General features: G+C 51.3%; 25 protein-coding genes. 3 read left to right on the top strand and 22 right to left on the bottom strand.

The annotated features are described in order from the left end of the window. Positions 1-8 precede the first annotated feature (8 nt). From HZB62_02690 to HZB62_02610, 17 genes are all read right to left on the bottom strand, one after another. Complete coding sequence (locus tag HZB62_02690) at positions 9-713, bottom strand: uracil-DNA glycosylase (GenBank protein ID MBI5074068.1); 705 nt, start codon at positions 711-713, stop codon at positions 9-11. 4 nt (positions 714-717) lie between these two features. Then, positions 718-1,569 carry an NAD(+)/NADH kinase gene (locus HZB62_02685; GenBank protein ID MBI5074067.1) on the bottom strand — a complete coding sequence of 284 codons (852 nt, stop codon included), beginning with the start codon at positions 1,567-1,569 and terminating at the stop codon, positions 718-720. Beyond that, positions 1,538-1,984: a tRNA (adenosine(37)-N6)-threonylcarbamoyltransferase complex ATPase subunit type 1 TsaE gene (tsaE, locus tag HZB62_02680; protein MBI5074066.1), complete on the bottom strand. Its 447-nt coding sequence runs from the start codon at positions 1,982-1,984 to the stop codon at positions 1,538-1,540. Before tsaE ends, HZB62_02685 begins: the two co-directional genes overlap by 32 nt. Continuing rightward, entirely contained in the window at positions 1,956-2,429 is a 474-nt protein-coding gene (locus HZB62_02675) for a CBS domain-containing protein (protein MBI5074065.1), read from the bottom strand. Before HZB62_02675 ends, tsaE begins: the two co-directional genes overlap by 29 nt. 81 nt (positions 2,430-2,510) lie before the next feature. Further along, entirely contained in the window at positions 2,511-3,188 is a 678-nt protein-coding gene (gene pgeF, locus HZB62_02670) for a peptidoglycan editing factor PgeF (protein MBI5074064.1), read from the bottom strand. Beyond that, a complete protein-coding gene (locus HZB62_02665; GenBank protein ID MBI5074063.1) occupies positions 3,166-4,746 on the bottom strand; it encodes an NAD(P)H-hydrate dehydratase in 1,581 nt (526 codons plus the stop codon). The genes pgeF and HZB62_02665 overlap by 23 nt, the downstream gene beginning before the upstream one ends. Then, positions 4,743-5,120, bottom strand: a complete 378-nt coding sequence (acpS, locus tag HZB62_02660) for a holo-ACP synthase (GenBank protein MBI5074062.1) — start codon at positions 5,118-5,120, stop codon at positions 4,743-4,745. The genes HZB62_02665 and acpS overlap by 4 nt, the downstream gene beginning before the upstream one ends. Before the next feature lie 15 nt (positions 5,121-5,135). Beyond that, on the bottom strand, positions 5,136-5,861 hold the full coding sequence (locus HZB62_02655) for a pyridoxine 5'-phosphate synthase (GenBank protein MBI5074061.1): 726 nt from the start codon (positions 5,859-5,861) through the stop codon (positions 5,136-5,138). A 20-nt stretch (positions 5,862-5,881) separates the two neighbouring features. Beyond that, positions 5,882-6,316 carry a hypothetical protein gene (locus tag HZB62_02650; protein ID MBI5074060.1) on the bottom strand — a complete coding sequence of 145 codons (435 nt, stop codon included), beginning with the start codon at positions 6,314-6,316 and terminating at the stop codon, positions 5,882-5,884. 19 nt (positions 6,317-6,335) lie between these two features. After that, positions 6,336-7,235 carry a SurA N-terminal domain-containing protein gene (locus HZB62_02645; GenBank protein MBI5074059.1) on the bottom strand — a complete coding sequence of 300 codons (900 nt, stop codon included), beginning with the start codon at positions 7,233-7,235 and terminating at the stop codon, positions 6,336-6,338. A 10-nt stretch (positions 7,236-7,245) separates the two neighbouring features. Next, a complete protein-coding gene (gene hypE / locus HZB62_02640; GenBank protein MBI5074058.1) occupies positions 7,246-8,250 on the bottom strand; it encodes a hydrogenase expression/formation protein HypE in 1,005 nt (334 codons plus the stop codon). Beyond that, positions 8,246-9,340: a hydrogenase formation protein HypD gene (gene hypD / locus HZB62_02635; GenBank protein ID MBI5074057.1), complete on the bottom strand. Its 1,095-nt coding sequence runs from the start codon at positions 9,338-9,340 to the stop codon at positions 8,246-8,248. Before hypD ends, hypE begins: the two co-directional genes overlap by 5 nt. Further along, on the bottom strand, positions 9,337-11,742 hold the full coding sequence (locus HZB62_02630; GenBank protein MBI5074056.1) for a carbamoyltransferase HypF: 2,406 nt from the start codon (positions 11,740-11,742) through the stop codon (positions 9,337-9,339). Before HZB62_02630 ends, hypD begins: the two co-directional genes overlap by 4 nt. Before the next feature lie 14 nt (positions 11,743-11,756). Next, on the bottom strand, positions 11,757-12,404 hold the full coding sequence (gene hypB, locus HZB62_02625) for a hydrogenase nickel incorporation protein HypB (GenBank protein ID MBI5074055.1): 648 nt from the start codon (positions 12,402-12,404) through the stop codon (positions 11,757-11,759). 2 nt (positions 12,405-12,406) lie between these two features. Further along, positions 12,407-12,751 (bottom strand): hydrogenase maturation nickel metallochaperone HypA, encoded by a 345-nt coding sequence (gene hypA, locus HZB62_02620; GenBank protein MBI5074054.1) that lies wholly within the window; start codon positions 12,749-12,751, stop codon positions 12,407-12,409. 1 nt (position 12,752) lies between these two features. Next, complete coding sequence (locus HZB62_02615; GenBank protein ID MBI5074053.1) at positions 12,753-13,061, bottom strand: YtxH domain-containing protein; 309 nt, start codon at positions 13,059-13,061, stop codon at positions 12,753-12,755. Next, positions 13,058-13,441 carry a DUF948 domain-containing protein gene (locus HZB62_02610; protein MBI5074052.1) on the bottom strand — a complete coding sequence of 128 codons (384 nt, stop codon included), beginning with the start codon at positions 13,439-13,441 and terminating at the stop codon, positions 13,058-13,060. Before HZB62_02610 ends, HZB62_02615 begins: the two co-directional genes overlap by 4 nt. A gap of 115 nt (positions 13,442-13,556) precedes the next feature. Here HZB62_02610 and ribD point away from each other — a divergent pair, with 115 nt between their 5' ends. Then, on the top strand, positions 13,557-14,642 hold the full coding sequence (gene ribD / locus HZB62_02605; protein MBI5074051.1) for a bifunctional diaminohydroxyphosphoribosylaminopyrimidine deaminase/5-amino-6-(5-phosphoribosylamino)uracil reductase RibD: 1,086 nt from the start codon (positions 13,557-13,559) through the stop codon (positions 14,640-14,642). A gap of 45 nt (positions 14,643-14,687) precedes the next feature. Beyond that, entirely contained in the window at positions 14,688-15,440 is a 753-nt protein-coding gene (locus HZB62_02600; GenBank protein MBI5074050.1) for a tetratricopeptide repeat protein, read from the top strand. Between the two features lie 22 nt (positions 15,441-15,462). Here HZB62_02600 and HZB62_02595 read toward each other — a convergent pair whose 3' ends face one another. From HZB62_02595 to HZB62_02585, 3 genes are all read right to left on the bottom strand, one after another. Further along, positions 15,463-16,392, bottom strand: a complete 930-nt coding sequence (locus tag HZB62_02595) for a radical SAM protein (GenBank protein MBI5074049.1) — start codon at positions 16,390-16,392, stop codon at positions 15,463-15,465. 234 nt (positions 16,393-16,626) lie between these two features. After that, entirely contained in the window at positions 16,627-18,126 is a 1,500-nt protein-coding gene (locus tag HZB62_02590; GenBank protein MBI5074048.1) for a hypothetical protein, read from the bottom strand. Positions 18,127-18,178: 52 nt separating this feature from the next. Next, on the bottom strand, positions 18,179-18,334 hold the full coding sequence (locus HZB62_02585) for a hypothetical protein (GenBank protein ID MBI5074047.1): 156 nt from the start codon (positions 18,332-18,334) through the stop codon (positions 18,179-18,181). A 98-nt stretch (positions 18,335-18,432) separates the two neighbouring features. On the opposite strand from HZB62_02585, the gene HZB62_02580 reads away from it, so the two are divergent. Next, on the top strand, positions 18,433-18,654 hold the full coding sequence (locus HZB62_02580; protein ID MBI5074046.1) for a hypothetical protein: 222 nt from the start codon (positions 18,433-18,435) through the stop codon (positions 18,652-18,654). A 48-nt stretch (positions 18,655-18,702) separates the two neighbouring features. Here HZB62_02580 and HZB62_02575 read toward each other — a convergent pair whose 3' ends face one another. After that, positions 18,703-19,176 carry a VOC family protein gene (locus HZB62_02575; GenBank protein MBI5074045.1) on the bottom strand — a complete coding sequence of 158 codons (474 nt, stop codon included), beginning with the start codon at positions 19,174-19,176 and terminating at the stop codon, positions 18,703-18,705. Positions 19,177-19,292: 116 nt separating this feature from the next. Continuing rightward, positions 19,293-20,066 carry a response regulator gene (locus HZB62_02570; GenBank protein ID MBI5074044.1) on the bottom strand — a complete coding sequence of 258 codons (774 nt, stop codon included), beginning with the start codon at positions 20,064-20,066 and terminating at the stop codon, positions 19,293-19,295. Between the last annotated feature and the right edge of the window lie 2 nt (positions 20,067-20,068).

The raw sequence follows: 20,068 nt of genomic DNA, 5'->3' as shown, positions 1-20,068 counted from the left end.
CTCCCCTTTCATCGCTCTTCACCGACTGAAAGTTCGATCCTGGCCAGGACTTTTTGGGCATCTGACCAGGTAAGCATCTTATCCTGAGGATTTCTGAGCAGGTAAGCAGGATGAAATGTCGGCATAACGGGGATGCCCTCATAATCGAGAAAATGTCCGCGCGCTGATGTAATCTTCAGCCTGGGAGAGTTCATAAGGGCCTGCAAGGCTATTCTTCCGAGTGTCATGATAACCGCTGGCCTGATTATCGAGATCTGCTTTTCAATGAATTCCCTGCAGACAGCCACCTCATCCTCTTCAGGATCACGATTCATAGGTGGTCTGCACTTGATAATGTTCGCAATATACACCTCATCTCGCTTCATGCCCATCTTTTCGATCAGACGCGTCAGCAGCATGCCGGCATCACCCACAAAGGGAAGTCCCTGCAGATCTTCTTCCTTCCCCGGAGCCTCACCGATAAACATAAGCCTTGCCCCTGGATCACCGGAACCAAAAACAATGCTCTTCCTTTGTCTCGAGAGTTTACATCTTTGGCAATCACCAATATGCTCTCTTAATTCTCCGAGCTGCTTTTCCTTATCGCCCGTCTTCGGTGCAGGTAGCATCCGCGCGGTCCTTCCGGGCGCACTCACGGTGATCGGCAGATTTTCGAAGCCAAGCGCCTGATAGAACGCCAGGAGGCTCGCTATATCTTCAACAGCAAGGCCCATATCCTTAGCGTTCCCCCCATTTCAGCTTTTGGCGAAGCACGTCAAAATGTCCTGCTTCCCCGGCCACGAGAAGTTTTGCCTTATAATCTGCCTTGACGACCTCGATGACATCCTCGGTTTTGAGGGCGCATCCCACCTGCCCGTCGAGCGTGAGAAAGACATCTTCGCTGGTGGACATCAGCCGGATCGCGATCCGCACGCTGTCAGAAAGTACGATCGGCCTGTTCGTAAGCGTATGGGAGCAGATGGGAGTCAATACAATATTCTCGATCGTAGGGTAAAGGATAGGACCGCCGGCAGACAGGGAATAGGCTGTCGAACCTGTTGGCGTGGAGATGATAAGACCGTCAGCCTTGTACGTCGTTACGTAGGACTGGTCAATGCTCACCTCAAGGTCGATGATCCTTGCAAGGGCTCCCTTGTTAATGACAACGTCGTTTAAAACCGTGAACTGATCAACGACATTTCCGTTTCGCCGCAAGACCGCCTTGAGCATCAGGCGCTCTTCTATCGCGCAGCCGCCTGAGAGCATCTTTTCGACTGCAGCGTAGATCTGCTCTTTATTCACCTCGGTCAGGAAGCCGAGACTGCCGAGATTAATACCGAGCACAGGTATGCCGGCCTGAGCCACAAGACGATTGACGCTCAGCATTGTCCCGTCTCCGCCAAGAACAAGCACTGCCTCGACCAGAGAGGGGATTTCTTTTCGATCATATCCCTTAACGTTCAGGCGTGCGGCTGTGTCCTCGTCAACAAAGACCTCGCAGTCTCTCTGTCCGAGCCATGGCAAAAGCTCCTTCAGTATATCCTGGGGCTCTTTTCTGCTAAGTTTGCAAATTATGCCAATCTTTTTCATCAATACCCTCTATCTCAATCTCTCTGTCATCAGGTCCATGGTGCAATATCCTTACCGACACCGCATCTTTCGGCAGCTCGTCTTCAGCATGTTCCGGCCACTCAACAACAGCAACAGCATCATCCCCTATGCAATCCCATATCCCGGTGCTTTCCAGATCCCTGCTTCCCGCAATGCGGTAAAGGTCCAGATGAAAAAACCGGGGCGAACTCCTGTATTCCGTAATTATTGTGAAGCTCGGGCTGATGACATCATCTTTGTCAATACCGAATGCACGGGCAATGCCCTTGACCATGGTCGTCTTTCCCGCTCCGAGTTCGCCATACAGTTTTACCAGCATTCCGGCCCTGAGCAGCCTGCCGAGCCTAAAGCCAGCAGTCTCTGTTTCAGCCGGGCTTCTGCTGAGAAGCTTCACTGGTCATGCCTCTGATGATGTCGATCTTGCCGATAATACCGACAATCCTTCCTGCCTCAAGCACAGGCACAAGATGCACGCCCTTTTCGGACATGATCGATGAAACATCCTGTATGCTTGCATCAGGCGACACCGATAAAACCTCTTTCGTGCAGATCTCCCCGACCGTAGAAGCAGAGATCCGCCTGATCTCCTCCTCAACGCTGTCCGGCCTTCCCAACGGGATGATCGCATCAAAGATCCGCAGCACTGTCGGAATATGAAGGCGTGCGTTCTTCCGTATAAGATCGTTCTCCGTAACAATACCGATGAGAGCCCCTTTCGAATCTTCAACCGGAGCGCCACTGATCTTCTTTTCAATAAATAGTCTTCCTAACTCGTCAACACTCATTCCGTCGCTTACAATGATGACGTCACGGGTCATTACATCCTTTGCCTTGAGCATAGTTCACCCTCTATTTTTTCAATAATACTAGCATGTTAGGGGCTAATTGTGAAAGTAATTCTGAGGATGGACGCAACCGCTTCAGAAGATGCCGATGAAACCACCCTGCCTGCCGGCTGATCCCTTGCCGAAACGATATGAGTAGAACTTTTGAGGATTGCAGAATGTGCAGTCGCCGGCTACCCAAACATTGTCTGCAGTCACGCCGGTTGTCAATGCCTGGATCTGATTTGCAGCGGCGAGATCAAGAAGAAACTTATCACCCCTGGCGATATAATAATCGCCGTTCCCTGTTGCACGGGAAACCGCCCTGATCACATCGCCGTCCACCTCATAGCAGCATTGCCTGATAGAAGGGCCGATAGCCATAAGGATATCGGCAGGATCGCTGAAAAACTTGTCTGAAAAAGTCTGCAGGGTCTTTTTCAGGATCGCCTGTGCCGTGCCTCGCCAACCGGCATGAACAGCACCCACAACCTGCCTTTTCGGATCGCAGAGCAGTATCGGCACACAGTCAGCCACCTGCACACCGATCAGAAGACCCTTTTCTTTTGTTATTACAGCGTCAGCCACTGCCGATTCATGCGCAGGTCCAATGATCATGACCTTGTCCGTATGTCTCTGGATCGGCAGATATATCCGACTCCTTGCTATCCTGTAATGCTCCGCTATGCGATCCACTTCTACTCCAGGATTCTTGCCGGTAAAACAGGCAGAGGCTACCGCCTTCATATTGTCAGGGATGACGATGGTATGCACGGAGAGAAAGGAATGCGAGGGGAATTGCCTCAATAATATCCGATGCAATGAGGGAATGCATGCCCCGAGCTTCTGCAGCCGTATCACCTGCCAGCCCGTGCAATAAGACCGCAAGGCGGCACGCATCAACCGGATGCATGTCCTGTCCGAGCAGGCCGGCCAGCATGCCGGTCAGGACATCGCCCGACCCTGCAGTTGCCATGCCGGGGTTGCCCGTAGTATTGATAAATATCCTGCCCTCAGGGTCTGCAACAATGGTCGGGGACCCCTTCAATACGAAATATGCGCCGGTTTCCACTGCTGTCGCCCGGGTCAGATCTATCCTGTTACGTTCTATCTCGCCTCTCAGTTCCTTATTGTCTCTGTCCTTAGCGGATCTGCCGGCCACAGATGTCAGAAGTCGTGCCATTTCACCAGCATGGGGAGTGAGAATGACCGGTGCCTTTACTTTCCTGAGAAGATCTTTCCTGCCTGCAAGCACATTTATGGCATCAGCGTCAAGAACCATCGGCACGGTCACGGTTTCGAGAACTCTCTTTACAAGATCTGCAGCATCCTTATCAGCAGTGAGCCCCGGACCTATAGCCAGGACATCCGCACGGGTATCAAGGAAATCACGTATCTGATCATATGCCTTTGCAGAAAATGCTCCTTTTCCCGTGTCAGGAAGCGGCAGCAGCATCTCCTCAGTCACCCGAGACTGAAAAACATGTAGAAGCGTTTCCGGAATGCCAATCGTTACCAGCCCTGCGCCTGCCCGAAGACAGGCCCTGGCAGTCATAAGTGCAGCGCCTGTCTTTCCCGGCGATCCTGCTATCACCAGGACATGCCCATAGTCGCCTTTATGGGAATATCCCGGCCGTTCAGGGATCAGGAGAGCCGCCGACTCTTTTTCAATCGTCTCGAAAGCAAGTGTCTCTGCCGAGAGGAGCGTTTCCGGAAAACCGATATCCTCAACATGGAGTTTACCGGAATAATGCGCCCCGGGGTGCAGGAAATGTCCTGTCTTCGGCAAACCAAAGGTGATTGTATGATCTGCCAACACCGCAGTTCCCATGACCTGGCCGCTGTCAGATGAAATGCCGGAAGGGATATCAACAGCTACGACCCTCACGTCTGCTGTGTTCAGGAATCTGATCACGTCAGCCATAAAAGAGGCGACATCCCTGTTAAGCCCTGTGCCGAGAAGCGCATCGATCACAAGGGAGCCATGAAGGTCCTTTTCCGTAACCGCTTTCCTGAACTCGATGGCAACGCCTGAATGCTTTGCCATACGGTATTGGGCAAGACAGTCAGGGCTCAATTTGTTTTCCCTGAGCATCAGAAGCACCCTTACATGCCATCCCCAGTTATGCAGGTTCCTGGCAGCAGCAATGCCATCGCCGCCATTGTTGCCGCCTCCGGCAAGAACGATCACCTTCTTTTTATCAAAAAACGCTCTGATCTTTTCTGCGACAGCCAGCCCGGCCCTCTCCATCAGCACGGTGCCGGGGATACCGTATTTCCCGATCGTAGCACGGTCAATGTTACGCATCTCCTCCGCAGTAACAACCTTCATCCCAGCGCCTCGATCACGACAGACGCAACGCCATAGTCCTTTTCATGGCTGAGGCTCAGATGAATTGCCTGTATCTCCTTCGTCATCAAAAACTCGCCTGTTCTGCCGTGCAGTTCGAGCATGGGTCTGCCGTTGTCCTTATTACGCACTTCAACATCAATCAGGGGAATATTCTGATCATGCGAAAGAGCTTTAATAAATGCTTCCTTGGCAGCAAAGCGGACCGACAAAGACAAAAAAGGATCCTTTTGATTATACGCGTAGCCTATTTCGTCCTTCGTAAAAACACGCTCAAGGAACTTTTCTCCCCAGCGTTCTACGGCGTCACGTATCCGCTGCGTCTTCACAATATCTATACCCGTGCCATAGATCATGTCAGAACACCCGGGTCACTGCACTGGGCAGGCCATCATAACCAGCTCTTTCATATCCCTGACCGCTCTTTCCAGGCCTGTCAGCACTGCCCGGGATATGATGCTGTGGCCGATATACAGTCCCCTGAGCCCCTCCATTTCCGCAATTCTGGTAACATTCTGATAATTCAGGCCGTGTCCCGCATTCGCCCTGAGCCCGATCTCTGCAGCATGGGTGATCGATCTGGCAACCTTTACAAGTTCGCGCTCCTGGTCATCACCCCTGGCGTTGGCATAGGTGCCGGTATGGATCTCGACCATGTCAGCGCCGAGATCCTTTGACAGGTCAATATCCGCTATCGATGGATTGATAAAAAGGCTCGTCATGATGCCCTTGTCCTTCAGGATCCTGACCGCCTTCTTAAGAGCGCTCTGCCCGGCCTTCAGGTTCAGTCCTCCTTCGGTCGTGAGCTCCTGTCTCTTTTCCGGAACAAGGGTCACAAGGTCAGGAAGTTTCTTTGAAGCAATGCGGACCATCTCATCCGTAGCAGCCATCTCCAGGTTAAGTTCCACCGTGACAAAACCCCTGAGCATGTCCAGATCGCGGTCATTGACATGGCGGCGGTCTTCACGCAGATGAAGCGTAATGCCGTCGGCGCCGCCGAGCACGGCAAGGGTCACTGCCATCACGGGATCCGGTTCTACACCCATGCGGGCCTGGCGCAGCGTTGCAATATGGTCAATATTTATGCCGAGTATCATCGTGCCTCTTACTCCTCCCCTTACGGGACAACGGTCAGATCCTTTACTGCATGGACAAAGATAAATACCCTGATATTATTCGATCCCTCATCCGCAGGAAGCAGAAAAAATCCCTTGAGATTGTTGATGGTATGATGGCTGAGAAAAAAACCCTTATCCCATGGCATCTCGCTCTCCAGAAAACCGACCAGGTCTTCTCCATCAATAAATTTGATGAACGTCCTGTGCCCATGCGGCTTCCGAATGCCATAGGTCTTCTTTTCACTATACTGGCGGTTGCCTTCAAAGCTCTTCACAAAGAAGATCGCCTTCAGGAGATCGCTCTTGACCGTACGGACTGCATTGGCGTCGGGCTCCTGCAGTTTCAGCTCATCTGACTTCTCGGAAAAATCTCTGAGATAGCCTTTGATAATTGTTCCATCCAGAAATTTTAATACAACCTGTTCTTCATCCATAACCAGTCCTGCTCACGACCTATTTCAGATTTATAACGATCTTTGCGCTCTTTCGTTTCTGTTCAAGCCACTGCGTATATGCCTCGCCCCGCTTCTGCTGCAGAAGCGTCGCACGGATCGATTCCTTCACTTCAGCGAACGGAGCTATGCTCTCGTGCTGAACGCCCTTTACCCTCACGAGATAAAATGCGGTCTTTCCCTTATAAGGGCCGCCCTGCTGACCTTCTTTAAGCATCTTGACAGATGACGCCATTGAAGGCGAAAAAAAGTCCGGAGATACCCAGCCATAATCCGTTACAGAAGCTTTCTTTTCAGCATCAAGCTTTTTTGCATACTCGTCAAAGTCCGCTTTTGTCCTCTTTATTTCAGCAGCAGCAGCAATTGCTGAATCCTCAGTCTGAAATTCGACAATCTTCATATTGACCTGAGCAGGCTTCAGGAATGGCTTCGGACTGTTCTTATAGACATCCAGCAGTTCCTGTTCGCTGACATCTTCCGGCTTCACAAAAGTTTCTAAAAAACGAGTAAAGGTGATCCGCTCCCTGAGCCTGCTGCGGTAAGATTCAGGGGTAAGACCCCTGTCCTTAAGGGCTTTTTGATATTGCTCCTCACCCATATTTTTGCGGAGCTGTTCGAGTTCTTTATCAATCTCAGCATCGGCAATGATAATGCCTTTCACGGCAGCTTCATTCAGCACAAGCTGTTCGCCGATCAGTTCCTGCAGAATGGCGGCCCTCATCTTTTTTTCGTCAACTGCCGCATTCTGAAGTTTATGCTCCTTCAGCCGGTCCTTCATATGAAGGTCAATCTTTTCCCTGCTGATACCTTTGCCGTCAACAGTAGCGGCCGGTCTGGCGCATCCCCCCATAACCAGTGCCGCAGATACTATTGCAACCATAAGACCAAAACGAATAACCATACATCCTCCTTTAACATATCCTCGGCAATTGTTCGCCGGTAATCATATCAATAATTCTGGTACCGCCTATCTTTGTCCTGAGAAGAACCATCAGCTTCGGCTGCTCAGCCACCTCACCGATCACCGCTGTTTCTGAGCCTTCCCTTGTCCTTTTCATCACACTGACAAGCTCATCAGCCGCCTGTGGAGCAACAACAGCGATAAGAATCCCCTCATTGGCCACGTACAGCGGATCAAGGCCGAGCAGGTCGCAGGCACCCTGCACGCCCGGCCGAACCTGTAACGCCTCTTCATCTATTATCATACACTTTGACGAATCAGTCGCAAACTCCTTGAGCGTTGTGGCAATACCCCCTCGGGTCGGATCCCGCAGTACGCGAATTTCTCCGGTCGTTGCGAGCATGGACCGGACCAGGGAACTGAGAGCACGGACATCGCTCAGGATAGGGGGTTCAAAACTGATGCCGTTCCTCTCTGCCATGACTGCCATGCCGTGGTTGCCGATCGAGCCGCTCAGAATGATCTTATCTCCGGCTCTGATCCTATGAGGGGAAAGGTCTATGCCTTCATCGACAATACCGACGCCTGCAGTGTTGATATAGATGCCGTCTCCCTTGCCCTTCTCAACAACCTTGGTGTCTCCTGCCACGATCTTTACGCCGACCTCGTCCGCAACAGTCTTCATGGATGCGAGGATCTTCTTCAAATCTTCTATGGGCATGCCCTCTTCAAGAATGAATCCGGTCGTGAGATAGAGAGGCCGCGCCCCTGCCATTGAAAGGTCATTTACCGTTCCGCAGACAGACAGCAGGCCAATGTCGCCGCCGGGGAAGAAATACGGAGATATGACATAAGAGTCCGTTGTAAGGGCTATTTTCCCGGCAGGCATTCCCTCAACAACAGCTGAATCGTTCAGTGTCTGAAGATGAAAAGAGGGGACAAAGTAATCTCTCACCAGCTGATGCATCAGCCGTCCTCCCCCTCCATGGCTCAACTGGATCCTTTCCACCCTAATCTCCCTTTTTCAGATCTGCAGCCGGCTGAAGCGCCGTGCCAATATATTTATAGTATGCTGCGCAGCTTCCCTCGGTGCTGACCATGCATGCCCCAACCGGCTTGTCAGGCGTGCAGGCCTTTCCGAAAAGAGCGCAGTCAGTCGGGATCTTTATGCCCTTCAGCACATCGCCGCACGAACAGGCCTTTGGTTCCTGTCCTTCAGGGACAATGATCGTATACTTTTTCATGACGTCGCGATGACGGTATCTCTCCTTCAGTCTGAGACCGCTGCCGGGCAGCACGCCGATACCTCTCCAATATGCGTCTTCAGGCTCAAAGAACTCATGCAGCAGAGAAACAGCCCGGGGATTTCCCTCCTCTTTTACGACCTTGGCATATTCATTCTCAACAGCTGCCCTGTTTCCGGCTATCTGCTGAAGCAGCATCAGAACGCCGTTCAGGATATCTGCAGCGTCGAACCCGGTCACAACCGACGGTTTGTGATAATCAGCAGCAAGAAATGCATACGGTTTCAGTCCGATGATCGTGCTGACATGACCCGGAAGGATAAAACCGTCGATCTGCACATCAGGCGCGTTAAGCAGCGCATTCAGGGCGGGCGGAACGGTCTTATGCACAGAGTAGATAAAAAAATTCAGGATCCCTCTTGCCTCGGCCTCGGCAAGAGTCCCGGCTACGAGGGGCGATGTCGTCTCAAATCCTGTTGCAAAAAATACAACCGTCCTGGACGGATTCTTTTCGGCAAGCTTCAGTGCATCGAGAGGCGAATATACGATCCTGATATCCCCCCCCTCCGCCTTTGCCTGGGAAAGGGTCTGCCGGTCCCCGGGTACACGCATCATATCGCCGAAGGTGGTAACGATCACATCATACTGTTTGGCGATCTCTATTGCCGTATCAACATCCCTGATCGAAGTAACGCAGACAGGGCATCCCGGCCCGCTCAGAAGCCTGATCTCCTTCGGCAGCAGATCCCGAATCCCATGCCTGAATATGGCGACCGTGTGTGTACCGCAGACTTCCATCAGCTTTACCGGCCTGCCGATAGAAATCATAAGTTCCTTTATCGCCTGTATGGTCCTATTCATGAGCTTCCTTCTGCTTTCATCATTTCTCTTGCCAGAAATACCTGGCCCAGTGAGATCCCTGCATCATTGCAGGGAACTTTCTCATTTACGTATAACATCAGCGCTTCTGTGCGCAGACTGTCTCTGACCTTCTCAAGCAGATACCGATTCTGAAAAACGCCGCCGCTCAGGGCTACGGTCTTTATATTATTCATCAAAGAAAGCTTTAAGACAACCCTGATGATCGCCATGGCTACCGTATTATGAAATTTCGCCGCGATGATCCCTCTGTCGACTTTTTTACCCAGGTCATCGACAATGGCGATAATGGTGTACCCAAAATCGACCTCTATGAGGTCATCAAGGTGAATGTCCACAGGGTAGTCCTCGTCAACGCCGTTCACAGCAAGGGATTCGAGCGCCATGGAAGCTTCTCCCTCAAAGGTGTTCAGATCACAAATTCCGATCAGCGCTGATACGGCATCAAAAAGCCTTCCGGCTCCTGACGAAAGCGGCGAGAAATTCCTTTTGTCGGCGATCTGAAGAATGTCCGATATCTTTTTCCTGCCGTACTTTTCGATAAATCCGGTCGGCCCGAGGAATGGCATAAGATCGCTGCCAAAGGCGTCCTTCAGATAGCTCACTGCAACGCGCCAGGGTTCCCTGACTGCCTGCTCACCCCCGGGAAGCGCAACCTGCTTCAGGTGACCGGCGCGCCTGAAACCCCTGGTGTCAGCAACAAGGAACTCGCCGCCCCAAAGCGTGCCGTCCGCCCCATACCCGCTGCCGTCAAAGGCAACACCGATGATCTTTCTGCTGAGACCGTGCTCTGCCATGACAGAGCCGATATGGGCATAGTGATGCTGGATCGCGATCGTTCTCAGATTCTGCTTTTTCCCATAAGAAAGGGCCCAGTTCGCAGAAAAATAACCGGGATGGAGATCATGAACAATTGCAGTCGGCTCTGCCCGGTAAACGGTTTTCAGGTTTTCGAGGGTCTCTTCAAAGAACCGGACCGTTTCATAATTCTCCATGTCACCCATATGCTGACTTACAATCGCATACTTACCCCTGAGGAGCGTAAAGGTGTTTTTCATATCAGCACCGCATCCCAACAGATCAGGGCCGTCAGTCATAAGAGGTATTGGCTCAGGGGCATAACCGCGCGCACGACGAAGAAAGCATGGCAACAGATCAGGGCTGAAGGATAGCGGGTGAGCATCTTCGACATTACCGTTCCCCGGTAAACGACCGGCCTCCGCTGTCTCATTCCCTACTCTCATCACAGAATCATCAACGCGCATAAAAATATCCCTGTTATGCACAAGGAAGGCATCGGCAATGACTGAGAGCCTTTCGACTGCCTCGTTATTGGATATGATGATCGGCTCCTCGCTGATATTGCCGCTTGTCATGACAAGCGCTCTGAAGTGCGGATAAGCGGGAAGCTCCTGTCCCTCCAGAGGATAATAGAACAGCAGATAGTGCAGAGGCGTATAGGGCAGCATGAACCCCAGACGGGCGTTCCCGGGTGAAACAGCAGACGGCAGAGCAGTCCCTTCCTTCTTCCTCAGAAGCACAACCGGCCGTTGAAATCCAGTGAGGAGCTCTTCTTCGGCTGCCGATGCAACACACTGCATCCTGATCGATTCCCTATCAGGAGCCATAAGCGCAAAGGGCTTATTATTCTTTCTCTTCTCTGTCCGCAGGCGTTCTACAGCTTCGGCATTCAGAGCATCGCAGACAATATGAAATCCTCCGAGGCCCTTCACCGCAATGATCTTTCCCTGCTTCAGCAGACCAATGGCCTTCCTGATCGGATCCGCAGCTGCCATCTCTTTTCCGGTGCTGTCGAGAAGTGACACCTCAGGCCCGCATGCAGCGCAGGCATTCGGCTGGGCATGGAACCTTCTGTCACGCGGGTCGTGGTATTCAGAAGAGCACTGTTCGCAAAGTATGAATTCCTGCATGGTCGTATTCTTCCGGTCATAGGGAACAGACTTTGTGATCGAATACCGGGGTCCGCAGTTCGTGCAGTTGATGAACGGATAAAGATATCTTCTGTCGTTGCGGTCAAACAGCTCTCTGAAGCAGGCATCGCAGACAGCGATGTCCGGGGATATGAGCGTAAAACTGCCTGCCTCAGAACTGCCCGTGATCAGGAATTCGGTAAAGCCGCCCGCTTCTGCAGGGATAATGTCCATCTTCATGATCCGTGCAAGAGGAGGCGCCTCCTGCCTTATTCTCTCGATAAAGAGGGTGAGATCCTCACCCTCTGCCGTGATAACAACACCTTCTGAGGTATTCGAGACAAAACCGTTGATCCTTAATTCAGTGGCAAGCTTATACACAAAGGGTCTGAAGCCGACGCCCTGAACGATCCCCTGAATGGCTATGGTAATGCAATCTTTCCGGTCAGGCATAGACGGCCTGCTGATCAGCTTCTCAGCGCCTTCTCCTTAAGCCAGTCGGTCCATGCAGAAAGGCCCTCACCGGTCTTGCAGGAGATCTCGAAAATTTTCAGGCCCGGATTAAGGGACAATGCGTCTTTTTTGATCTTGTTGATATCAACATCAAGATAAGGAGCAAGGTCGATCTTGTTCAGAAGCAGGGCAGATGATTCCTGGAACATCAGAGGATACTTGAGCGGCTTGTCGTGGCCCTCTGCAATGCTTAAGACCATGACCTTGATATCCTCGCCGACCTTGAATTCAGCAGGGCAGACAAGGTTCCCGACATTCTCTATGAAGAGCAGGTCAAGATCCTGGAGCGGGAGGTCCTGAAGCACCTCATGGATCATGTTGGCGTCGAGATGGCAGGCGCCTCCGGTATTGATCTGGACAACCGGAGCCCCGTGCTTTTCAATGCGCTCTGCATCGTCGCTGCCTGCAATGTCGCCCTCAATAACGCCGATCCTCAGTCCGGTCTTTAGGGTCAGGGTCTTTTCAAGGATGGAAGTCTTGCCTGCCCCCGGGCCACTCATGAGGTTGATCACAAACAGGGCGGCATTATCAAAAAGCCTGCGGTTTTCGCGTGCTATACGTTCATTTGCTTCAAGTATTTTGGTTACGACCTTGACCTTCACGTTTACGAGACCTCCATATCTATAATATCCAGCTCCCTGCCTGATCTGATCTGAAAGGAGCTGCCTTTGCAGGCCGGGCAGTTCAAAATGTATTCCTCCTGAACGATAAAGCTGTGAGAGCAATCATTGCAAAGGCCTGTCACCGGGATTTCTTCAATATTCAGCACAGCATCCCGGGCGATCGAGTCTGACTTGATCGCGTCAAAAGCAAAAATGAGGGCGTCAGGCATGATCCCTGACGCCCTGCCTATCCGGAGATTAACCGAATCTATTTTTGTGTGCCCGCTCCTGGTGCATTGTTCAGAAACGATCTCGAGCACGTTCTGAGCGATCGAAAGCTCATGCATCTTAACCCTTTGCGAACTTCTCTTTTTCCTTTTCGTAAGCCTCTTTGCCTGCATCGATGGCAGCCTTGATCAGGGACTTCTTCTCGTCATAGAATCCTTTGCCTTCATCAGTGACAGAACCGACTTTTTCCCTGGCCTCATTGATATAGTCATTCGTCCTGTCCTTGATATCATCGGCCAGTTCCTTTATCTTCCTGCGGGTCGCTTCTCCGGACTGGGGTGCAACGAGCAATGCCAGGCCGGCACCTACAACGCCTCCCAGAAGAAATGATAATAATAGTGATCCTGATCCAAAACCTTCGTCTTTCATGATCTCTCTCCTTTTCTGCGTAAATTGGCAATAAAAAATGATACAGCTGCCCTGACGCCTGCGTTCAGGCTTAGAGTCCGTATGGTCATTGATGAGGTGATGCTGTCCACGATTGCATTTGCCGCGTTGATCTTGCTGCCGATCTGCTGGATGGCGCCGGAGAACTGCTTAACGTCATAGGTTATAACATTCACATTATCCGTTATCTGCCGCACGCTCTTCAGCGTCTCCTGGAGTTCCTGAAGCGCAGGGTTCAGGTTCTGCTCGGTTGTCTGGCGCAACGCAGCTACGGTGCGTCTGATTTCAAGGAGCAGAGGGATCATTACCGCAGCGAGAATGGTCACAACACCGGTTAAGACAGTTAAAATAATCGTATTCATTGGTCCTCCGGTAAAATTATATCATAATTACGGGACATTTCTTCAGTTCTTTTCTGCGCCCCTCAATCCGTCCCAACCTGTTATCTAAAAAGAAATTTATGCTAAGCTAAAAAATATGACAGATGAAGCGTATATCAGGCGGACACTCGTGCTTGCCCGACGAGCAGAAGGCATGACAAGCCCTAATCCGATGGTCGGCGCGCTGCTGGTCAGGCGCGGCAGGATCATCGCCGAGGGCTATCACAAAAAGGCAGGCACAGCGCATGCCGAGGTGATTGCGATCGAAAAGGCCGGTCTGGATGCATCGGATTCAACGCTCTATGTCAGCCTTGAACCGTGCTGCCATAAGGACAAGCGAACACCTCCCTGCACCGAGAAGATCAGGACAGCAGGCATAAAAAAAGTCGTTGTGGCAATGAAAGATCCAAATCCCAAGGTGGCGGGCAAGGGTATCGATGAACTCAGAAGAGCCGGTATCGAGGTCATTTCAGGCATTCTCGAAGAAAAGGCCCGACAACTTAATGAATTCTATATCAGCCATATTACGACGCATCGCCCTTTCGTAATCCTCAAGGTCGCCATGACCCTTGACGGGAAGATCGCGACCCCGGAGGGAGAATCAAAATGGATCACCGGCGATAAAGCCCGAAAAGAAGTACACATGCTGAGGGGAAAGGTCGATGCTCTTCTGACAGCCATTGGCACCATAAAGGCTGATGACCCCCTGCTCACCTGCAGAACCGGCAGGATGAAGAGCCCGATACGGATTATCCTTGACCCGCATCTGGAGATCAAATCCGATGCAAACGTGCTGAACTGTCCGCCCGGGACAATCATCGTTGCGAGTGATGGATCATCAAAGAAAAAGCTGAAGATGCTGCAGACAAGAGGCATTTCGATTATGGAACATGTTGGCAGCAGAGTTGACCTGCAATGGCTCATGAAACAGCTTGGAACTGAGGGGATCGTTTCAGTGCTCGTCGAAGGGGGCTCATCCCTCGCATCCTCCTGTCTTGAGGCAGGGATCGTTGATAAGGTCATTTTCTATATTGCGCCGAAGATCATCGGGGGAGAAAGATCATTTCCGGCAGTCGGGGGAAAGGCCTTCAGACGCCTTCAGGACGCTCATGTGCTGACAAGAACATCAGTCCGTCGCCTCGGAGATGATATTGTTATCGAAGGTTACGTTCATAAGCAATGATAACCATATGGCTATCTTATTCTAATTTTTTGATACAATGAAGACATGACAGACAAGACGAAAATCAAAATCACCTCAAAGACCTCTCACGAGTTCAGCAGCAACATATCAGTGGACAATGTGACCTATCATGTCCAGACCGAGGACATGGGCAGAAAATCCTGCAAGATTATTACGAATGTCTTTCTGAAGGGGGAGATTATTGCCTCAAAGAAATCTGATTATGCCCATCTGCTCAAAATAAAAGATCTTGATGCGCGGATAGCTGACCTTATGGAGAAGCATCACAAGAACGTTATCGCCAGTTTTATCGCGGATCAATCAAAGAAACAGAAACTCAAGGCGGAATACTTCTCGGAAGTGCAGCAGCTGTTAAGACGTGGCAAGGGCAGGCAGGCCCTCGATACGCTTCGGGAGGGACTTGAGAACTATCCCACAGATGCCTTTCTTCTCTCATACTACGGCTGTCTCATCGCCCTCGTCGAGAATAACACCAAGGATGGCATTGCCATCTGCGAAAACGCCATTAAAGCACTGGATATCTCTATGCCCTTTGGCAGTGAATTCTTTTATCCTGTTTTTTATCTGAACCTCGGAAGGGCGTATCTGAAGGCAGGCCGCAAGGCTGAAGCGATCAAGACACTGCAGCAGGGTCTGAAGAACGACCCTGAAAACAGCGACATTCAGTGGGAGATGAGAAAGCTCGGCTCACGAAAAAAACCGCCTGTACCATTTCTGAAGAGGAGTAATCCGATCAATAAATACATCGGCCTGCTCCTTGGCAAGCCTGCAAAGTAGCACTGCTCTCTTGTAAAGTTCTTTAGCTGTTCGGGTTGAAAGGACTTTCCTGATCAAAATCAGGCAGATAATGGTCACGGCTATTGAGTTCCTGTACAAAGGCATTCCTAAGGCCCAGCCCAAGTGCATAGTCCGTAATCTCGTCATATTCATCTTCTGTCAGTGACCGGTTGATCCGGGGATAAGCGCCTGCCTTATATTGTGGAGAATACTGCGACATGATGCTGACATGAATATCCGGCGACAAGTCTGCCAGGAAACGGAGGCAGTTCCGGCTGTTGTCCAATTGCCCGGGCAATACCAGATGCCGGACCTGCAACCCGCGCATGGCTATGCCTGCGTTATCCATTTTCAGGCTGCCTGTCTGATCCAGCATTTCCCTGAGAGCATCGGGAACAATATCTGCATAGTCGTCTACCAAAGAAAACTTTTTTCCGGGCCTGTTGTCCAGATATTTGATATCCGGAAGATAAATATCAACAAGACCCCGAATCTGCCGGAGTGCTTCCACGGAATCATAACCGTTCGAATTGTACACAACAGGAATAACCAGTCCCTTTTGCCTGGCACTCCTGATCGCATCAGCCATCTGAAAGATCATATGAGACGGCGAGACAAAGTTGATATTATGTGCACCGGCATCCTGAAGCCGCAGCATTTCAGATACCAGATCATCTTCTGAGAGAATCCGGGTATATCCCTTCTTAAATTCCTGGCTTATCTGAAAATTCTGGCAGAACACGCAGCGAAGATTGCAGCCGCTGAAAAAAATGGTGCCTGAACCTCCTGTTCCGGAGATGGGCGGTTCTTCCCCAAAATGCAGACCTGCATGGGAAATTAAAATGTCTGAACTCACCCCGCAAAAACCGGTCTTCCCGTTAAGCCGGTCCACCCCGCATCTGCGCGGGCAACATTTACAATGGGACAGGTGATCTGTTAACGCTTTATTCATAATTGTATTATCATTCCTGCTGGCCTGCCAATAGATTCCTTGCTAATGAGAGTAGCCCTTCAGTTACAGGCTTGTTGGATAATAATCCCCTCCTTACCAAGGAGGGGTATGGGGAGGTTTTAATAATATTATCAATACCCCTCCCTCCCATATGGTCTCCTTGCCCTGTTCTCTTGTGATGTCAATACGCAACCTGCCAATCAGTAATACCACTTGCAGAGTTTTGGCTCTCGTTCATGGGAAAAGAGCTCTTTGGTCTCTTCTGAGCTGCGCAAGGCTTTCTTTCACTATCGGGAACCTGCCATGAAAGATCTTGTTCATCACTGCAACAAGCTGCCGGAACTTATACGCATCATGATGAGAGTCTCCCTTCAGCTCGGAAGCGCGCCAGCTCTGTTCGTCTGATATGCGCAGCTCCACCCCCAGCGTATGCTGCTGGGTCTTCTTGCTGACCTGGCCGCGAAAGGCATAGGCAGGAGTGCCGGGTATCATGATCTCGTTCGTTTCGGCAGTATGGTGGATCGGCACGGAGAATGCGAGCTTACACTGGAACTTCCTATGCCCGACCGATGAGTGCAGGTTCTTTGCAGCGTTCACGCTCAAGGCCTCGTAGAACGTCCTGGCATTGGCAAGCAGATCGCCCTCGGACGGCAGTTCATAGCTCCCGCCGCTCTGCGCAAGACTGACCATCAGCCGCCTCACCGCTTCCCGCATGCTCTCAGGACTATCAAAAAGGGTCTGGGTGATCGACTGAGAGACCGTATTTTCCTGCAGGATGACTCCCCTCTTCTGCAGGGAATGGAAGAGCTTTAACGTGTCGTCCATGCTCCTGAGGATAAAGGTTATTGCCAGGATGTCCAGGATATCATACGCCTCAGCCTCCAGGTCCTTGCCAAGCTTGGTGAACATGCTCTCAGGGCTCTTGAGCCTTGCCTTGATCTCAACGATAGGGACGGATACACCATCTCCGCTGTTAAAGACAAGACAGCCCTCGTTCGCATCGAACGCAAGCGATTCCTTCAATTTGTGGAAGAAGGTCGAGACCTTCACAAATGCCCTCTGCGCAGGCTCATTGTCAGGGATATGCTTCGGATTGTCCCAGTCATAGTGGTACAGGTCGTCAAGGCTCTGGCCCTGGGCCTCCAGAAAGAAGCCGAGCCGGGCATAGTCATTGATATCCTGGCTGTCTTCTTCCACTGACTTGATAAGATGTGCCATCTTGAGCATTGAACAGGCCATTTGCTGCCATGCCTCTGGAACGTCGCGGTCCCTGTTCGCATGACCGTAAAAAACATGCGGATATCTGCGCGACGAGGCGAGGAGGAAAAGATGCCGCGGGTCCTGGCCCACGATCCGCCTGAATTCCGTGTCCAACAGGACCGCCTCGATCTCTGCCAGGGCATTCTGGCATTGACTGTAGAGAGCGGCGTTAGGGGACTGCAGTCGAGCGAGTCCTTCCATCTGACTTCTCACAAAGGGGAAGAGCCAGTAGAGGAAATACCGGTACACACGTTCGATGTACCCGTCTGCCCGTTCCTTCTCACTCTCCTGAAGTTCGGTGTTGTTGATGATGTCGAAGCCGCGGTTGGCCATGATCCTGGCAGCCTGCGTGAGTGCTGACGCATAACCTGTTGCCGGGAGCAGGAGAAAGGGCGTCATCTCGGTCCGGTCAAGGATCGAACCGAAGATCTCGTGGTGAAGTTCGCTGCCGGATCGCGTATCGTTATTCTGCATTATTCGGGTCAGTTCTGGTCATGACATCAGGACAGCCCTGCCCATTGCATCTTCACCTGGACATCAGTTGGGCGGGCTTGCCGTCAGTCTTCTCTTTTTTTGCCAGTCTTTTTTCTTTCAGGCTGTGCTGCGCTTTTTTCTTTGCATTCGGTTTCTGTTTGTTCTTTTCCTTGCTCATGGTATCCTCCTTGATAAGTCTTAGTTTCATTCTACAGCATCCCCCGGCATAATCAACGGAAACCTTTATCAGAAGCCCCATTGCCTCTGCATGGTATAATAAAGGTGTAGATAAAGGAGGCATAACAAATGCCCATATTAGACAGCTTATATAATACTCTTACCAGAAAGGTCCAGACAGCCAACAAGGATATAACCCGGGAAATAGTTGAAGATTGGGTGGGGAATACCGGTTCTGTTGACCGGCAGATAGCCTTTATGACCGGCGCCCTGACTGCTCTGTACAGCGGACAATATACCCCTGATAGGATGGTTGAGGATATACTTCACTCAGGTCACCTGGATAACTGATGAAAAGCGGTCAATGACGACCGTAATATTGATCGGTCTTCCGAGTTTCTACTTCTTCTCCATTGCCGCGAACATGGCTTTGGCGCCTTCCTGGATTTCCTGATCTGTCAGGTCCCTGGTATGCGTGGCAAGGCTCCAATTGTACCCGAAGGGGTCATTCAGTGAGCCGAAGCGGTCCCCCCAGAACATCTCCTGCACAGGCATCCGCATTACGCAGCCGGCATCCAGTGCGACCTGAAAGGCCTTATCCACGTCTTCAAGGTAGATGTAGAAACTGACCGGTGAGCCGCCCGCGGTTTCCGCACTCTTGCAAGGCTCGTTCGGACTTTCTTCTCCCATCATGAGGATCGAATCGCCGATCAGGATCTCGGCATGCATCACTCCCTTGTTGTCCGGCCCGGGCATAACATACCGTTCCACAGCTCCAAACGCCTTTTTGTAGAACTCAATCGCCTTACGTACATCCTTCAACACAAGCATCGGTGTAACGCTCTGATACCCTTCCGGTCTTGCCTTTGTCATAATTATGCCTCCATATTCGGGAATGGATCTGTTGCTTACCGTGCAGTAAAGGTTACCTGCATACCTTAGTCTATCAGATAATTATCTTCGGTCAAGCAAATGGAGAAGCCGCGCGGCTATGCTCCGGCGTAATCCAGCGTTGCCCTTACCTTTCTCAAAAGGTCAAAGGGAGAGATCGGTTTGAAGATCAACGGGGCCTCATCATCAAGCAGCACCTTCTGCCGGACAATTTCAGGCGAGTACCCGCTGGCAAAGATGACCTTTATATCAGGATTTATCTTCCGTATCTCATCATAGGCTTCGCTGCCGTTCATCCTGGGCATGATGATGTCAAGCAGGAGGAGACTGATCCTGTCTTTATTCGCCCTGAACTTGTTAACAGCATCCACGCCGTCAAAAGCATCGATGACCGTGTACCCATATTGCTCAAGTACGCTGTGGTTAAGCTTCCGCAGCGCTTCCTCGTCCTCGGCCATCAGAATCGTTTCCGTGCCTCCTGCAACAGGCAGCTCCTGCGCTATAGCTGCTCTGTCTTCTGTCTGTTCAGAGGCCATGAGCGGAAGATATATCCGGAATGTTGTACCCGTCCCCTTTTCACTGTACACATTGATATATCCGTCATGCTGCTTGATGATGCCGTACACAACGGCAAGACCGAGCCCTGTGCCTTTGCCAACCTCTTTTGTCGTAAAGAAGGGCTCGAAGATCTTCTGCCGGGTTTCCCTGTCCATACCAAGGCCTGTATCTGAAATGTTGATCAGGGCATACATGCCCGGCATACTGAGCCCCCGGCTGGAGGTAAACTCTTCATCCAGGGCAACCACTTCAGTGCTGATCGTGAAGGTGCCGCCTTTTGGCATGGCATCCCGGGCGTTCGTCGCCAGGTTCACAA

Source organism: Nitrospirota bacterium, from assembly GCA_016214855.1.
Taxonomy (GTDB): Bacteria; Nitrospirota; Thermodesulfovibrionia; order Thermodesulfovibrionales; family UBA6898; genus UBA6898.
Note: the sequence above shows the minus strand (reverse complement) of the source record. Positions and strands in the feature narration are given on the sequence as shown.

Coding starts and splice junctions, on each gene's coding strand:
- HZB62_02690 (MBI5074068.1), bottom strand. CDS start 713: ATGGGCCTTGCTGTTGAAGATATAGCGAGCCTCCTGGCGTTCTATCAG.
- HZB62_02685 (MBI5074067.1), bottom strand. CDS start 1,569: ATGAAAAAGATTGGCATAATTTGCAAACTTAGCAGAAAAGAGCCCCAG.
- HZB62_02675 (MBI5074065.1), bottom strand. CDS start 2,429: ATGCTCAAGGCAAAGGATGTAATGACCCGTGACGTCATCATTGTAAGC.
- HZB62_02665 (MBI5074063.1), bottom strand. CDS start 4,746: ATGAAGGTTGTTACTGCGGAGGAGATGCGTAACATTGACCGTGCTACG.
- acpS (MBI5074062.1), bottom strand. CDS start 5,120: ATGATCTATGGCACGGGTATAGATATTGTGAAGACGCAGCGGATACGT.
- HZB62_02655 (MBI5074061.1), bottom strand. CDS start 5,861: ATGATACTCGGCATAAATATTGACCATATTGCAACGCTGCGCCAGGCC.
- HZB62_02650 (MBI5074060.1), bottom strand. CDS start 6,316: ATGGATGAAGAACAGGTTGTATTAAAATTTCTGGATGGAACAATTATC.
- HZB62_02645 (MBI5074059.1), bottom strand. CDS start 7,235: ATGGTTATTCGTTTTGGTCTTATGGTTGCAATAGTATCTGCGGCACTG.
- hypD (MBI5074057.1), bottom strand. CDS start 9,340: ATGAATAGGACCATACAGGCGATAAAGGAACTTATGATTTCTATCGGC.
- HZB62_02630 (MBI5074056.1), bottom strand. CDS start 11,742: ATGCCTGACCGGAAAGATTGCATTACCATAGCCATTCAGGGGATCGTT.
- hypA (MBI5074054.1), bottom strand. CDS start 12,751: ATGCATGAGCTTTCGATCGCTCAGAACGTGCTCGAGATCGTTTCTGAA.
- HZB62_02615 (MBI5074053.1), bottom strand. CDS start 13,061: ATGAAAGACGAAGGTTTTGGATCAGGATCACTATTATTATCATTTCTT.
- HZB62_02610 (MBI5074052.1), bottom strand. CDS start 13,441: ATGAATACGATTATTTTAACTGTCTTAACCGGTGTTGTGACCATTCTC.
- ribD (MBI5074051.1), top strand. CDS start 13,557: ATGACAGATGAAGCGTATATCAGGCGGACACTCGTGCTTGCCCGACGA.
- HZB62_02600 (MBI5074050.1), top strand. CDS start 14,688: ATGACAGACAAGACGAAAATCAAAATCACCTCAAAGACCTCTCACGAG.
- HZB62_02595 (MBI5074049.1), bottom strand. CDS start 16,392: ATGAATAAAGCGTTAACAGATCACCTGTCCCATTGTAAATGTTGCCCG.
- HZB62_02590 (MBI5074048.1), bottom strand. CDS start 18,126: ATGCAGAATAACGATACGCGATCCGGCAGCGAACTTCACCACGAGATC.
- HZB62_02585 (MBI5074047.1), bottom strand. CDS start 18,334: ATGAAACTAAGACTTATCAAGGAGGATACCATGAGCAAGGAAAAGAAC.
- HZB62_02580 (MBI5074046.1), top strand. CDS start 18,433: ATGCCCATATTAGACAGCTTATATAATACTCTTACCAGAAAGGTCCAG.
- HZB62_02575 (MBI5074045.1), bottom strand. CDS start 19,176: ATGACAAAGGCAAGACCGGAAGGGTATCAGAGCGTTACACCGATGCTT.